This window comes from Microbacterium sp. JZ31 (genome assembly GCF_016805985.1).
In the GTDB taxonomy this organism is placed as follows: Bacteria; Actinomycetota; Actinomycetes; order Actinomycetales; family Microbacteriaceae; genus Microbacterium.
The window spans coordinates 2509170-2524661 of the sequence record NZ_CP017661.1 but is presented as its reverse complement, the minus strand read 5'-3'; the positions used below and the strand labels follow the sequence as shown (position 1 = coordinate 2524661).

9 protein-coding genes are annotated in these 15492 nt (G+C 64.4%); 7 read left to right on the top strand and 2 right to left on the bottom strand.

The window, feature by feature from the left end; genetic code table 11:
- Positions 1-267: 267 nt before the first annotated feature.
- Positions 268-1692 carry a hypothetical protein gene (locus BJP60_RS12010; protein WP_203135979.1) on the bottom strand — a complete coding sequence of 475 codons (1425 nt, stop codon included), beginning with the start codon at positions 1690-1692 and terminating at the stop codon, positions 268-270.
- A gap of 224 nt (positions 1693-1916) precedes the next feature.
- Between BJP60_RS12010 and BJP60_RS12005 the strand changes: the two genes are divergently transcribed.
- Both BJP60_RS12005 and BJP60_RS12000 read left to right on the top strand, forming a co-directional pair.
- Entirely contained in the window at positions 1917-2396 is a 480-nt protein-coding gene (locus BJP60_RS12005) for a hypothetical protein (protein WP_203135978.1), read from the top strand.
- A 273-nt stretch (positions 2397-2669) separates the two neighbouring features.
- The gene (locus tag BJP60_RS12000; RefSeq protein ID WP_203135977.1) at positions 2670-4388 is read left to right on the top strand and encodes a hypothetical protein; all 1719 of its coding nucleotides are present in this window, start codon (positions 2670-2672) and stop codon (positions 4386-4388) included.
- Positions 4389-4623: 235 nt separating this feature from the next.
- On the opposite strand, the gene BJP60_RS11995 is transcribed toward BJP60_RS12000, so the two are convergent.
- Positions 4624-5400 carry a hypothetical protein gene (locus BJP60_RS11995; protein ID WP_238439418.1) on the bottom strand — a complete coding sequence of 259 codons (777 nt, stop codon included), beginning with the start codon at positions 5398-5400 and terminating at the stop codon, positions 4624-4626.
- Between the two features lie 560 nt (positions 5401-5960).
- Between BJP60_RS11995 and BJP60_RS11990 the strand changes: the two genes are divergently transcribed.
- The 5 genes from BJP60_RS11990 (at position 5961) to BJP60_RS11970 (ending at position 15393) form a co-directional block, all read left to right on the top strand.
- On the top strand, positions 5961-6836 hold the full coding sequence (locus BJP60_RS11990; protein ID WP_238439652.1) for a helix-turn-helix domain-containing protein: 876 nt from the start codon (positions 5961-5963) through the stop codon (positions 6834-6836).
- Positions 6837-7015: 179 nt separating this feature from the next.
- A complete protein-coding gene (locus BJP60_RS11985; protein ID WP_203135975.1) occupies positions 7016-8617 on the top strand; it encodes a hypothetical protein in 1602 nt (533 codons plus the stop codon).
- Positions 8617-10287 carry a hypothetical protein gene (locus BJP60_RS11980; RefSeq protein ID WP_203135974.1) on the top strand — a complete coding sequence of 557 codons (1671 nt, stop codon included), beginning with the start codon at positions 8617-8619 and terminating at the stop codon, positions 10285-10287. The genes BJP60_RS11985 and BJP60_RS11980 overlap by 1 nt, the downstream gene beginning before the upstream one ends.
- Positions 10274-11710: a hypothetical protein gene (locus BJP60_RS11975; RefSeq protein ID WP_203135973.1), complete on the top strand. Its 1437-nt coding sequence runs from the start codon at positions 10274-10276 to the stop codon at positions 11708-11710. Before BJP60_RS11980 ends, BJP60_RS11975 begins: the two co-directional genes overlap by 14 nt.
- Positions 11650-15393 carry an FtsK/SpoIIIE domain-containing protein gene (locus BJP60_RS11970; RefSeq protein ID WP_203135972.1) on the top strand — a complete coding sequence of 1248 codons (3744 nt, stop codon included), beginning with the start codon at positions 11650-11652 and terminating at the stop codon, positions 15391-15393. Before BJP60_RS11975 ends, BJP60_RS11970 begins: the two co-directional genes overlap by 61 nt.
- The last annotated feature ends 99 nt before the right edge of the window (positions 15394-15492 follow it).

Below are 15492 nucleotides of genomic sequence, written 5' to 3'. Positions count from 1 at the left end.
GTAAGAAGGTTGCGGTGATCTATCTAGACTTCGCGCGGGAGCGCGATCTCATGCACTTTCCCGGCGAGGAGGGCCTTCCCGGCTGGGATGACGCATCCGACGCTGATCAGGTTGGCCTCCGAGTGCTGCAGTACGGTTCAACGACGGTGGTTCTGTCGTGTACCGGCGGCGGAACCTGTGAGGCGCGAGGCGCGAGGCGCGCAAGCCGGACTGCGTTCGGTCGAGCGTCCTCATCGCACGGAAGCACGCACGGCCGCTGACCGGTCACTAGCGCTCGTGAGGAAGGTTTGCATACAGGTCGAACCATCGCCGAAGGCCCAGGGTCGATTCGCGGCCTCCCCACACATCCGCTCGCCCCGTCCGATCCTCGACCTGAACTTCATCACACCCCTCCAACGCAGTGGCGACCGTGGTTGCCCTTTCGAAGTAGGAGGGGCCAATTTCCTGGTCCGGGTTGAGATCCCAGTCCTCCCGCCACATGGTGGTGTGAAAGCTGTTCGAAGCGTGAAGCGTCAGCGAACTGCCTGAGCGGGTGAATGAATTCACCTGTCGAATCTCCTGGTCGTCGCCGTTGATCGATACGGGCATGTCACCTGCAGCGAAGAGATGCGAGCGGAGCGTCTCGACGACGGACTTCCGAACTGTGCTCCATCTCGTGTCGACGAAGCTCCGGACCGCATCGGCACCGTCAAAAGTCGTCACATCGAGTTCGGTGTCGGGCGACAGCAGGCTTCTCAATCTCTCGACGACAGGACCTGGGTTCGGGTCGCACACCACGACCCTGAGCGTCTGCTTGCGCCGGAACGCCTCCCGCAGGAGGCCGAGCGTTGTTAGGTCGGTGACGGGCATCGAATAACCCATAATCACGACTTCCTCACTGTCTGTGAGCGCAGCGCTAGCCGATCGCCAGAGGTGCGAAGTGAGCGGCCCTCCATAGAAGAGGGACTTGGTCGCCACCGGAGGAACAATGTACGGTTCTCGACCCGGTAACCAGCGCGACGTGTCAAAGCTCCGCTCGTCCTCGACAGCGCCATCGAAGAGAGGTACTCGTTCGAGGGTCGCGCCGCTCGCGTCTTCCGGCACCCAGAACCAGTTCACCGACCCGTGCAGCTTCAGCAATCGAAAAGAAGACCAGGCAATATTGCGACTGTCCTCGCCAATCGACTTATCGTTGCCGCTTGGTGCGAAGTTGATCACTGTGGGCCAAGGGAGGACGAGTCTTTCGTCGGGGTCGTACAGGCTCCCTCTTTTGGCGGCAATCTCGGTGAGAGTGTCGTAGTTGAACGTTGCGACCGGTGCCTTGGTTGCGTGCCAGATCTGAACCAGGCGCTGGAGCCACACCGGCAGGTCGGCGCTCGTGGCGATGCTTACTTCATCCTGAAGTACCCGTCCCACTTGCCGCACCGCCCGGGAATAGAGGCCGAGTGATTCGTAATTCTCGGCACGGTTTCGATACGGCTCCGCAGTGGCGACTAGCGACATCCACGTTTCGAAGTCCTCGATCTCGTGGCGGGCAACACGATCTTTAAGCACAGGATCCGCCTCGTGCACCCGACGACCGAGCTCGTTCAGTAGGGGCATGGATCCGGAAATCGCCCGCGAGAAGCCGGCGCCCAGGAGGTAAGTCGTCGTCGCGCACCGTCCTGCGGCCCGCTCGAGGCCATCAGCGGTCGTACTCTCGTGAGTCGCCATGGGGCGAGAATACGGCTTCGTTGCCGCTCAGTCGGTCTACGCATCTGACCCGCTCACACGTGCACACCTCCGGACAGCTACGGTCTGCGTGGTCGTGACGATGGTGAGGCGCAACGCTGAGAACTTCCGGCGGTCCGATTCGCGGTCGCCCCGCAGGCACACCGTCCTCCTCCGCATTCGCGTGGCGCCCGATCAGGTAACCGCCGTGGCTCTAGCTTCGGAACGTGGACTTTGAGTTCGGTTCAGTGCTCGGCGCTATCGCAATCATCGCAATACCGCTCATCGCGTGGCTCTCCCCGCGACTTACCCATCAAGGGCGTCTTCTCGGGCGCATCAGTCGCTTGAGCGCCGCGTATCAAGCAATGCCTCCGTCGACGGAGCGCGATCGGTTGGGTGAACAAATCACCAGCCTCGGAGCGCAACTCCTCGAGTGGATCGATGGCGACACTCATGCGCATCGCGTTGTGCGCCATTGGCTGAATGCGATCATCTTTATGTTTGCGATCGGGACCGCCTTCGCCGTGAACATTCAGCTGCATCCCGATCCGACCGTGGCGCTCATCGTCAATCTCGGCCTCGGGTTCGCCGCGGGCGTCTTGATGGTCATCACGACAGAGTGGCTCGACCGCCGTGCTGCCCGTCGGCGAAAGGTCGCTGCACAAGAAGCGCGTGCCGCTGCATTTCGTCGCGGCGAGGGTCTTTAGGCGCGACCGTACCTGGGTCGGTGCGAGGGCGGTGCGCGCTCGGGGAGCGAGGTGTGCCGGCCAGACTGCGTTCGGTCGCGGTCGCTGAGCAAGCTGGAGTCCGGCTGCGCCCCGGACTTGACGCGCTGGCGGCTTAGGAATGTGAATTGAGGCCATCGGCGGGTGGCCGAATGTCAGCAACACCAACGAGAGAGCTTCTCTATAGTCGAAGCGTGCACCGTCCGGCGTGGGCGCGGCCCGCCCGATGCTCGGGAGACCAGAGAAGGAGAACAAATGCCCACACCTTCCGCTGGAGGCCCCTATATTCGATCGGTGCGGGTGGCGAACATACGAGGGTTTGTCGACGAGGTGACTGTCTCGCTGGGACGGGCAGGAGGGCCCGCCCTGGTGTCAATGACGCTGATGGGTGAGAACGGGTCTGGCAAGAGCAGCGTTGCCGACGCGATCGAGTTCGGCGTCCGCGGTGTCGTATCGCGCAGGTCCGTCGGTGGAGCGAAACAGCGCCGCGAGCTCAGGAATCTGGTGGCAGCCGCGTCCGCGCCGAGAGTTGAGATCGACTTCTCCGACGGCACCTCGATAGCACGTGGACATGCGCGACGTGGAAGCAGCGTGGTTCACGCCGGACAGGAGCCTTTAGCGGGCTTCTCCTACTGTCCAGTAGTTGTTCGTCGACGAGATATCGATGGCTTCTGGCTGGTTCCGGATGAATTGCGCAGACAGTTCTTCTTCGACTATCTGCGGGAGCCGCGCGGCGCGTTCCTGGACTCTGAACGGCGAGATCAGATCGAGGCGGAGGCCGTCAGCGCCGAGTGGGAACTGTCCGACGCGCGCCAAGACTTCGAGGCGGCTGCAAACTGGCAGCCTCGTTGGCCCGAGAAGATTGCGCAATGGAGGAAGTTTCGGCCAATCGCCGTGGCTAACGGCCGGAAGGCGAGGATCCCTCGCAAGGAACTCAATGATCGGCTCGACGACCTCGAAGACCTCTTGAGAGAACGGAATCGCAGGCGGGGATATGCGAACGCTGCTGGCGAGCATGACTGGAGCGTTGAAGCGAAAAGGCTGGAGCAGATTCTCCGTTCGGCCGGGCCGAGAGTGGCAGCAGACTTTGTCGCGATCACCTCACTCCCCGTTGCCGCGCTCGACTTCAAGGTTGATGGGGAAAGCGGCCTTAGCCTCCGGGTCAGATTTAACGATGGGGTTGCTCGCGCGCCCCAGGACATACTCAGTGAAGCGCAGCTCGACTTGCTGGCGTTGCTGGTCCTGATCGAGGTCCACGTTGAGTGCGCAAACCTAGGGCAGCGAAAAGTCATCGTGCTCGATGATGTTTTCCAATCCGTCGACCGCGAGCTGCGTGCGCGAGCCGTCGATCACCTCGCAGTAAGGCTCAGCGGGTGGCAGATCGTCGTGACCGTTCATGATCGGCTGTGGAGCGAGATCGTGCGGCGCTCGCTGATGTCCGCTGGACATGATGTCGCACAAGGCGAGTTGCGTGCGACGAGTTTCGGGGTATCGCCGGCATTCGTGCAATCGCGCGCGGATATCATGGCCGACACTCGAGCCGCCATCTCAAGCGGAGGCTCCCCGGCACTCATCGTCGGTGCTGCAGGACGCGCGCTGGAAGCGGCCCTCGAACTGAGTACGCAGGCGCTCGGTACTCGGCTGGCTCGGAGCGAGGGCGATCGCTACACCATCAACGAGCTTTGGTCCCCGTTCGTATCGGAACTGAAACTCTGCGACACATCCGATCTTTATCAGGTCATGGACCGCGTCGAAAACAAGCGATACCTACGCAACGCAATCGGAGCGCACTACAACGAGGTCGCAGAGACGTTCACATTCCCTGAAGCGAATGAATTCGCCGCCCTTGTGCAAGAACTAGTGGATGCATTGTTCTGCGCGACATGTGGGAGAGCTCGCCGGCGCGCTTCCAGCACTCCAGGACGTTGGATTCTTGTGAACGATCGAAGCTGCAAGCACTCTGCAGGTTCATAGTCCGCGCCATGGCACGCGGTAGTCGTTCTCGCCGTCGGTTGACCTGTTCGTCCAGCTAGCCGAGGAGCACCCTCCGACCCTCGTCCGGTACGGGGTCGATACCGCCGTCCGGCAGACGGTCCTTCAACAAGAGAGGCGAGGAGATGTCGCGAGCGCCTTTCATGACGCATCCCGACCTCGCTCGAATCGCCGGGCCGAAAGACTGCCCGCTGAGCGCCCCGCGGATGGGACGCCGCTACATCCCGATGCCGCGTCCCGCACTCGGCGCACCAACCACCGGCCCGTAGTTATCGCCGCCTCGCGGTTCCGCGCCGCGCGCCGCACCTCCGCCTGGGCAGCGCGCATAGCATCCTGCATCGATTGCGACGTTGTGCACCCGCGCTCGCGTGAGGCCGACGTAGAGCCCTGCGGCGTCCACATCCGGGCCGACCACCGACGCGTCGGCGGTGTCGCCCTGCACGCCGTGCACGGTGGATGCGTAGGCGAGTTGCAGGTGATCGCGCGCGTACTCGGTGGACACGCGCGCCACCTCGCCGCCGTCGCTCACGGAGACAAGAGACAGGTACTCGTCACGGATGCCGCGCACGATCCACTGCGCGCGATTCTCAACCCCAGTCAGCCGGTCGTTGCGACGGGTCTGGACGGTGTCCCCGACGAGGATGCGCTGCTGCCCGATTCCCCACGCAGCGATGCGCACGTCGAGCTCGCCCTGATCGACTCGCCGCTGCTGGATGGCGTCGTTGATCGCATCCGCCTCCGCATTCGTGCCAGATATCAGCGTCACCCGCTTGCCGCGTGTGCGCCAGTCGAAGTACGCGTCGATCATCCGCTCACGCGCTGCGTCGTGATGTTCGACCCGGTCGACGTGACCGTGTTCGGCAAGCTCGCCCGCAACCATCAGCGCACGCTCGCGATCACCCGCATCCCGGAGCCGCAGCGTGAGCGCCGCGTAGTCGGGATCGCGGAACCGGTGCACCGTGTCGAGCTCGACCGCAGCGTTCGCGTGCCGCATCGCAGAACCCATCGCGCCTGCATGCCCAACCGGTAAACGTGTGATGCGTGTCACCCACGAACGCCAGCCCGACACCCTGCTCGATCGCGAGCTAGACGAGGACGTTCGCCGTCTGCAGGTCGACCATGCCGGCTTCGTCGACGACGATCCGATCGCGAGAACCCAAACACGTGCTGGGTTGGTCCGCCGTACACGGCGCCCGTGCTGGAATCGACTTCTTCCACTCGAAGCCTGGTCCACACCTTCGCGCCGGCCTCGTCGGTGGCCCATCGGTAGCCGTGGTCCGAGAGGCCCAAGTCGCTGATCGCCACTTGGGGCGTTTTGGCGTTAGTCATAGCGCTACCTTTCATTCGGGGCCGGTCGCGTGGGCTCGTGCTGTTCAGTGCTCGCCACGTCGAGTCGGCCGGGCCCGCTTTCCATGGCCGGGCCCTTGTCGTGTTCGGTTCCGGATGGAACCCCAGCCATCGTTTCCCGTTCCAGCACTTCGACACCATGCAATTTGCGGCAATTGGCAAGTGACCTAGCGACTCGCCAAAATGGAGTGCCATGCTTTCAGCGTGATGATGGAACCGACTCCGCTGGGGTCCGCCTTGCGCACCCTGCGCAAGTCGCGCAAGCTGACACTTGCCGAGCTCGCGGCCCGCGCCGGAACGGGCGAGAGTCATCTCTCACGCGTTGAGACCGGCAAGCGTGCAGATATCAGTCGCGACCTCATCGCTCGGCTGGAACACGTGCTTGATGCGCCTGGGGAGCTTGCGCGCGCAGCCCGAAGGTTGCCGGCGGAGCGCGAGTCAAGTCTCTCGGCACATGCAGGCGCCCTCGGTGCCCAGTACGAACGGCTCACCGAGCCCGCCTTGCGGCGGCTCGATGCTGTGCCTGTGGGCGAGGCGCTGTTCGCCAGAACACCGAATTCTCAACGTGGGAGCCAGGTGGATACGCGCGTGCTCTGCCGTTTCTACGGGTGCGACCCGCGTCCGGCGCGTGCGCGGCCACAGTCGCCTGAACCCGTCCTATTCTCCGCTCCACACCCGATGACGCATGTACCGACTAGGGTGGACATCAACCCCGGATCGGGAGTCGAGGCCGGTATCCGGCTCCGCTTCCTCGAAGCGCACGCTGCGGTGCACCTCGACGCTCGAGTGTACGAGTGCACCCTGCCGCGAATGGGCATGGCCGAAGAGATGCGCTTTATCGATATCACCTGCGCCGTGCTCGCGCCGAGGACACTGCTCGACCGGGCGATGCGCATCGCCGCCAGCAGCGTCGGTGACGAGAGCGACACCCCCGACGTCTGGGGTATATCAGGGGTTAGTCTCGTGGAAGATGTGGCCACGAGCCTGGGCATTTCCGCCTGGGTAGCCGTTCGACGTCTCGCTGAAGAGGGGCTCCTGGAGGACCAGGCGCTCTACGAGTCAATGCCAGGGAGTGTAGCGTGACTGACCACTTCGATCGGACACTTCCGAGCCCGCTGAGCCGCCTTGCCGACCTACGGTACCGAGCAACGGAGGCTGTCGTGCGAGGAGCTGCGACAGACGTTCAACTCCTCATGGCGCCGGCTGGCCGCCTCGAAGAGCAGCTTTGGGAGCTGCTAGGCCGAGAGAGTGCCCCCAAGCTCATGGTCCTCACTGGCAGTGCCGGATCGGGAAAGTCGGCAATTATCAACCACCTCATCCAGCGCGAAGAAGCGACCCGAGAGGGCCGTGTCGGTGCCCGGCTCGCAGACGCAACCCACTCCGACTCCCCTGACCAGGAACAGGGGCAGCGGCTCGCGACCTTCTTCGCCCCCTTCGCGGACGACTGCGAACATCCGGCCGAGCCCTGCCGCCTTGTCGCCTTGAACACCGGAATGGCGTTGAGCTTCTTCCACGACCTTCCTGAGCTGCGCGATGCCCCGCCGCTCACGGGATTGGAAGCGCTCCTACGTCGGCGCCTCGGCCTGCCAGTTCGTGATCCCGGGCGCGCACCTGTCTGGCTCGAAAGCGCAGTCCTCGTAGTCAACCTTGACCTCCGGCCTACCTCCGGCAACGCGGGGGACCTGTTCGACGAGATCCTCGAGCGTCTCGACCCTGATCGCGGTGATGGAGTCCTAGAAGGCTCTCCGCGATGCGGGACTTGCAACGTGCGTGACGCTTGCTGGCCGATGGCGAACGCCAAGGCAGTCTCCAGCCACTCCGGCCGAACCGCCATCAATGCCGCCGCAGGCCGAGTCGCGCTCGCGCGTGGGCGCCAACTAGCGCCTCGTGCCCTGTGGGACGCCGCAGCCCAGTTGGTGCTGTCTGGACTCCCGTGCGAGCAGCCTGACCCGTGTGACGAGATCGCGGCGGTGTGGGAAGCGGGAGATGATGAGGCGCTCTTGCGCGGGCTCGCGTGCAGCGGGGCGCTGGACGCCCCCGGTAAAGGGTCACTCGTCGGCGACATCAGCAACTTTGATCCGAGTTACGCCTCGACGGCCAACGCTCATGACATCATTTCCGACGCGGGTCTCGACCCCGATCGTGACGCAGAGCGACTCGTCGAGCACTTAGGCGATCATCCGGCCGTCGCGCGCGCGGCCGACCGCCTACGGCTTGGCCGTCTCCCGGATGACAGCAACCGCTTTTGGGGGCGGATGCTCGCCCGCGCCGCCTGGCTTGGGGGCGAGCTGGCCGACGCCGAGACTATCGACTCGACGTTCGCAGCAGCTCTGGAGGCTCAGGTCGCCGGCAGGGGACTCGAGGACGATGCCATGTACCACGCCATCGAGCTGATCGAAGAGGGCCTTGCGCGGGTCTTCGGGTTCATCGCCGGCGTCGAGCACTTCTATCCGACTGCCGGAAACGCTGAAGGCGCCAATGCGGACCTGCTAGTTAGGGCCCAGTTGCTCGACGGAGACCACCTCAGCCCAACCACCGACGCGGCCCTCGCGGCGAACCGGGACGGCGCGGAGACAGTGGGCTATCGCCCACTCGCGTTGGCGCTCACCGTAGCCAGCCACAACGTCACCGTGGACTACCCCCTGTGGCAATTACTGCGAAGGGCGACGGAGGGTGCAGCGCCGAGCTTGATCGAGCTGGAAAGCTTCCTCACGCTGCGCACGGCGATGCGGCAGGTTGGAGTAGATGCCGCTGCTGCGAACGCACCGCTGCTCGTCCGCCAACGAGGCCAGGAAGGGCGAAAATTTAGACTAGTAACTCGCTCCGCCAACGGCGACATACTCCGCGCTACAGAGGTGGTCTGATGCCAAGCGAAAGTGCTCTCCGCGCGATCCAGCGGGTCGCGAACGACACCGGCGTTTCCCTTAATGTCACCGAGTCAACTCTCACCGTCGACGGGGTTCAGGTGCCGCTACCGAGCAAGCTCACCGGCGAGCGTGACGAGCTAATGGGGATGGCACCGCTTTTTCCGAACACCGCGAGAGGCGACGACAGGGACAAAATCCTGTGGGGGGTCATTGCAGACGCTGCGCCCTCCATCGAGCAGACCGCATTGAGGCCGGATAGCGATCTGAACCGGAGCCTCGCCGGGCGTCTGGGGCTACCTACGGCGGCCGCGGAGGTGACCGCTGACGCCCTCAGGGATCGGTACTTCAACCGCAAGCAGGTGCAGATGATGTTGCCGGCTCACGGCAGCCTGCCCCTCAACTACGCCCACACGACGGGGACTGGCAAGCCCGCGCGTTACAGGATGTGGAATGGTGGTGTGCTTCCCTTCCTACTCTGGAACGCGGAGCAGGCGGGTATCGATGGCGACCTGCTCGCTGATGTGATCGGCTTCGTTACGGAGAGCTCCGAGCTAACGGTCCTGGACCGGCTGTTCCTCCGCGTCGCGCTCGAGGGTGGCCCGCGACCCGATACTCTCCCCTCAGCGGAGCACCTCACCGAGCGGTACCAGGATGCATTCACAAAACGCTTCGCGCCATTCGGCGGGCCCTTCTGTCAACCGAGCCTCGACCAATTTCGGGAGGACCTTCGTGCCGTCCTGACGGCAGAACTCCCTCGTCCGGATAAAATCTCTTGGCTAACGTTGCTTCTTAGCCTCCATCTGAGCATTAGGCTCTATCGGCTCGCCGTCGTAAAGGGCTTCGAGCTGGACTTGGTGGTAGCGGCCGCGGGCCAGATCGCCCCGCCGGCGGAAGTGCGCGGCTGCGCGTGCGTCAGCGGACAAGGACCCGAAGCGCTTGAAGACTGTCCCTTGGCGGGAAAAATCAAGTTCCGCGCGGGCACGGGGGCATACCGCCCCGTCAGCCTGCGTGATGGCTGCCGCAGCTCCTACGCCGACGTTGATCAGCGCCGTTTGTTGGACCTCCCCGCCACGCTGGTGACGTCCACCTTGGCCTCGGCGGCATGGGCGGCGCTAGGAGGGGGCGAGGCTGCCGAGAAGCAAGACCTCAAGGCGTTGGCTTCGGCTCTGGCTTCTAACTCAGAGTTGCGCGACAAGCACAGCGCCGTCTGCGCCGCCGTTGCGATCATGCATCACGACGCCTTCAAGAACGGTCAGGCACCGGAGTCTGAGCTTGTCGCGGTCGGCCAGACAGCTGCGAATCGGCCCGGTGTGCACGCGCTCCGAGAGGACGTTCGCAAGTTGCGGAGGACCGACCTGCGGCACCAGAGCCGAGACGTCGTTAACCAGCTGCTTCAGGTCAAGGCCGTAAACGGACCGGGCACGCTAATTAGCCGCAATGGCAACCTGCCGTACTTCGAAATCGATGAACAGTTGCTACTCCTCCTCACGCGACTCGTGTCGCGAGGCGAGCCGACCCCCATCGACGACTTCCTCCGCGGCCTACGGAGGTATGGTCTCGAGCCGCAGGACGCGGACGAAGCTGCAGCCGTCGCTGACGCGCTCGAGCGGCTCGGGCTGCTCGCGCGGTATTCCGACTCGGGGGAGGCCTCCTTTGTTCGCTTCTGAGCTAAGTGATGAGGACTACGCCGCGACCCTCGTCGCCGAAGGGTTGATCAAAGCTGCCGCCGCCCTCGGACAGCACAGGCGGCTATATCTCAGTGACTGCTTCGGCCTCGCACCGCAGCAGGTTTTCGCGGCGCTCCAAGGGCACCTTGAGGCTACGGCGCCGCCGATTGAGGTATCGGCGGCAGATGGCTCGACCCACACGCTGCTGGCGATCGACCTTCTTGGGACCCTTGGGCGAGGCGGCTACATGGTGCCTTACCTTGTTACGACGGGCCAAGCAGGATCCAACGTGGGTACTGCCGGCTTCGCAGCCTTCCTTCGGGACGCACTGCCGCCGCAGCACGAGGGACGGCCCACGGTTCTACTCGTCCTTGACCGCAAGCCCGTCGAGACCGTCAAGACTGCCGCTCAAGACGCCAGCGAGCTACCCGAGCTTGAGTGGTCGCAACTGCTGGAAACGGCGATTGATGATTCACCGAGTGACGTCAAGCTGCTGCTGACCGAGGCAATCCACCTCGCTGGCGAACAACTCCCGCAGACGGCGACGACGATTGGCCGGCTAAAGCACCTGGGGGCCTGCGCAGATGCGACGGCGGCCGGTGCCTCTCTATACGTGCTCGGGCCCTTCGTGTCGGATCCGGACGCGCAAACCACACCACGAGCCCGACTTAAGGAGTCGATGAGGTGGCGACAGAACCTTGACGCCTGGTCGAGCCCAGATGAGGACCTCGACGCCCGACTGCGTCCACGCTACGAGTCGGAAGACGACGAAGGCCTTGCGCGCGTCAGGTCAGCCCGCGGACCATTTGGACTTGACTACTCCGCTTTCAAGCTCGCTGACTTGCCGGTCGTTGGGGGGCTCGCGGAACTCGCTCGCCTCGCGCACCCTCTCCGCATACGCGGAGCAGCTGCAGCTACGGCCCAGAACCGGGCGGCCACCTGGATTCCGGGCGGCGGTACCATCGCGCTGGCCCTGGCGACCCCGGCGAGCCGTCATGAGACCGTTACCTTGCGATGGAGCGATGGCACCGTGGAGGATCTCTCGCTCGCCCCTGGAGCGCTTGAGATCTCCTTTGATGTCTCCGGCCCCGGGTGGAAATACGTCACCGTGCAGCTGAGTGGCGGGCAGTCAGCTGTCCTCGCGGTGAGCACAACCCCCGGGGCATGGGCACCAATCGAGGTCAGCCTCGGCATCGACCCCATCGTTGGAGCGTTCCTGTGCGGTGATCAACCCCAGGTCGTGGCGCTTGCAGCGTCGAGCGCTATCCTCGGCCAGGCGACCATACACATAGCGCCAGACGCGAACGGTGAGCGGCAGGAAGTCGCCACCCGGTTCGCGGGGCCGAAGCAACAATTCACCTCTTGGTCACGCCCCGGCTCACCGACGGCGAGCCGGGACCTGACGACCCCGAACCCCCACTGACTCCAGACGCGCCTGGCGACCCGGGCGGGGAGGATCCCGCTCCTCCGGAGTCTGACCCGGAGGACCCGCCCGCACTCAGCGCTCAAGCGGTACCGACGGCGGCGCATGCGATCATCCTCGGCAGCCGGGATGCCGCGGCCATCGACCTCACCGGCTTCCTCATCCTCGATGACGGTGATGCGGTCTTCGCCCCTCACCCATACAAGCTGCAGTCCCAGGACCTCGGAAACCGCCTAAACGGTCTGGACCTCGAGCGGGAGATCGTCAACGCCCCACAGACACTCGCCTTTCGCGTCGTGCGGACCGGCGCGGGTGAGCCCGAACTTGAATCGCACCCCTACCTAAGCAACCTCGACCTGAGCGCGCTCCCGTCAGGGCCGTTCCGTGCTTTCGAGGCAGCCAGATCGGCGCTGTTTGGCTCACTCGCCTCCGACAAGCAGCGCTGCAGTGTTCACGCCATCGCCGCCGGTGAATGTGTCGACGAGGCAGTGCAGTATGTCGAGACGTACCAGCGGCTCATCGCAGCAATCGCATCTCAGCCGCGGTTCCGGGCGGAGTTTGAAGCAGTTCTTCTCACCGATACCGTCTTTGACTCCGAAACGGGAACGTGGTGGATCGCCCCGACAGCACCGCTAACCGTTTCCTACCTCCTCCAGCTGGCCGGCCAGGCGCGCGCGTGGAGTGCTGATGCCGCGGCCCTGCTCGACGACGACTTGCGGACATGCACCCCCCGGCATCTCTTGCCGAACTTCTACTCCGAAGGAACGTGGTACCAGACGGCGGAGTCCCCGGCATTTCTGTGGAGACGGTATGAGTCCGCGAGCTCCTCTGATCCTGCTGAAAGCAGGCCTCGCTACATCGCCAAGCGGATCCGCCGCTTCCTAGACGTGCACCCGGCTTATCGGGATCGCCGCCAAGAATTGGCGATCGCCTTCGTTGAGCCTGGAGACGGCCACGGTCCGCTCGAGGCACTGCGTCTCTTGATGAAGCCGCTCACTAGGCCTGGGGCTGGGGCGACGCTGCCTCGCTTCATAGTCACCATCGTCAGCTCGAGCGACCGACCTACCGCGCTCGAGGAGGTATTGCGGGGCAGTGGCAGCCTCGCGTCCGAGATCGATCGCGCCCTGCGCGACCGCGTCAAGCTGAGGAGGGTGCACTCATCCGAGGATTTGGTTGATCACTTTCAGCACATCACGTTTGTGTTCCAAAGCTCCCTGCAGGAGGAACCGGGGGCGGTCGAACTCGATAGCAGGGCGACCACTCTCTTCGTCGGCGGCCTTGCCCCGCTCCCCGGCCGATCCGCGGAAGTTGACCGGAATGAGACAGCATTCCACTGGGGCACTTTCGCCGGCCCACATTCCGAAAACCCCCTCGGAGACATCGCGCGAAGCGGTCTGGAACTCGTCGGCGGGATGCCGCGCGCCCCTCTCGCCGCTGGTCGCACCAGGATGCCTACCGCGCGCGTGGGCCTCCGATTCCTCGAGCCCCTCTACGCCTCGAGCGCCTGGGTCGTCCACCTTGACCGTCTGCTTGGCCTCGAGGCGTTCGCACCTGACGCGACCGGCTCGCAGGCCCGGTATCTAATTGACTTCGAGGAACGGTCGGATCCTGGTCAGCCTGGCCTGGATGCAATCACAGCAACCTCGCGCATCAACCCTTACCGACTTGCGCTGCGACAGGCTCTCAACGGTTATGGCGCGCCCGAGGAAGAAGCGCTTGACCGCATCCTCCAACTGTTCAACGGAGTCAGCGGAAGATGGGCGCTTGATCTCGTTGGCGCGACAGGGCACGACTTGCAAGAGAAGGTGGGTCTCGCCGCTGCCCTCGAAGCAGTCAGAGACCTCGACGGCTGGCTGACCGAGGAAGGCGCCGCAGGCGTCATCATCCCACTAGACGAGCTAATCGAGAGCCTCCCCTCCGGCGCGCGCCCGCGCGATGGACAACGGTGCGACGATCTGCTTTACCTCCGCCTCCCACTTAACGCCCCCGCCGACGCTCCCCAGCCTCTGTACGCGCGCCTCCTGGAGGTGAAGTATCGGAAGGACGATGACGCGGCTGCCGCCGAGTCAGCTCGCCGACAGCTCGAGCGTAGCTACGAGTGGCTTCGACGTGTCTTCGACACCAGCGGGCCGGGACGCGCGTTCAGAGCCCGCGACCTTGCCGAGCTCCTGCGGGGCGCCGTCACACGAGCTAGATCCTTCGGCTTGCTGCAGCTGGACGCACAAGCAGACGTGGAAGCCGCTTTGGGCAGGATAATCAGTGGAGCCTACACTTTTGAGCTGGGCTACCAGGTTGGCGGGCGGCGCATCCACGGCGACTTCGTCAGCATCGAGTCATCGTCAACATCGGCTGTGCACCGCCAGGACCTTCCGGGCAGTGGCCTCGATCTGGGGCACGTTCGCCTGGGTCGGTCGGTGATCGACTCTCTTGCCAAGGGCGAAGCAATCGCCAAACCTCCGAGCTGGGCGGTCCCTGAGTTTGGCCCCGCGCCGCCGCCCGAAGAGCCGCCGACCACCGACGGTGGCGAACGCCCTCCCGCCGCTAGCCCTCCACCAGGAAGCGGCGGACGAGGCCACTCTCAAGTCAGTGCGTCAATGGGGCGTCCTCCGCACTCAACGCCAGCCGAGCTAGGCCTTGTCGCGCACCGTCTCGACACCGCCTTCGCGAAGTACGGGCTCGCAGTGGAGCCATTCACGCCCGAACTTGCCCAGGTCGGCCCCAGTGTCATCCGCTTCCGAACCCGCACGCTTGGGCGCCTGTCCATCACCGAGGTGGAACGTCGGGCTCGGGACATCGGCCGCGAGATTGCCTCGCCTGGAGAGGTCCATGTCGCCGACGAACCTGGGTTTGTCACTATTGACGTGCCACGAGCTGAGCGAGATGCCCTCGTGCTCGCTGATGTGCTTCCAAGCCTGGACGCGGCGCCGACGAGACCCGGATCCCTCGACTTCGTCGTCGGCGTGGCTCCGAGCGGTGAGGCGCGTATCGCAGACTTGAGCCGCCTCCCTCACCTCCTTGTCGCGGGCGCGACTGGATCGGGTAAGAGCGTCTTCCTGAGGGGACTCCTGACAGAGCTTCTCCGCGCGCGCACCCCCGATCAGCTGCATCTGCTGATCATCGATCCCAAGCGACTTGACTTCGTGGCGTTTACAAAGGCGCCGCACCTTCGCGGTGCGACGATCATCAGCGATCCTCAACACGCGGTCGAGACTCTGCAGGCGACGCTTGACGCGGAGATCGACATGCGTCAGCCTCTGCTCGAAGCCGCAGGTGTTAGCTCCGCCTCCGAGTTCTATGAAGCTGGAGGGAGACTGGAGGACCTACCTCAGCTGGTGATCCTCGTGGATGAGTTTGCCGACCTTGTGCTCGCGGGCCCAGACCCCCGGGCATTCCTAGACCTTATCCAGCGATACGCGCAGCTTACGAGGGCTTATGGAATCTACCTGGTTCTAGCCACGCAGCGACCGAGCGTCAACGTAGTCACAGGGAGCATCAAAGCAAACCTCGCGGCCCGCATCGCATTCTCGCTGCCGAGCGTCCGCGACTCGATGACTGTCATAGACCAGGGCGGCGCGGAAGATCTGCTCGGCGATGGTGACTTGCTTTTCTACCGGAGCGGCCGCGTCGAGCGCCTACAGGCCCCGTTCACATCGCTGCAGGACGTTCGGCAGGTGCTCCTTTGAACTGGCGCGCGCTCTGAGCGGAGGCCAGCACAATAGGGCTGCAGACAGCACATTGTGCTGGAGCCGATCGGGCCGACCGTGCCTCACCCGCGCGGCGGA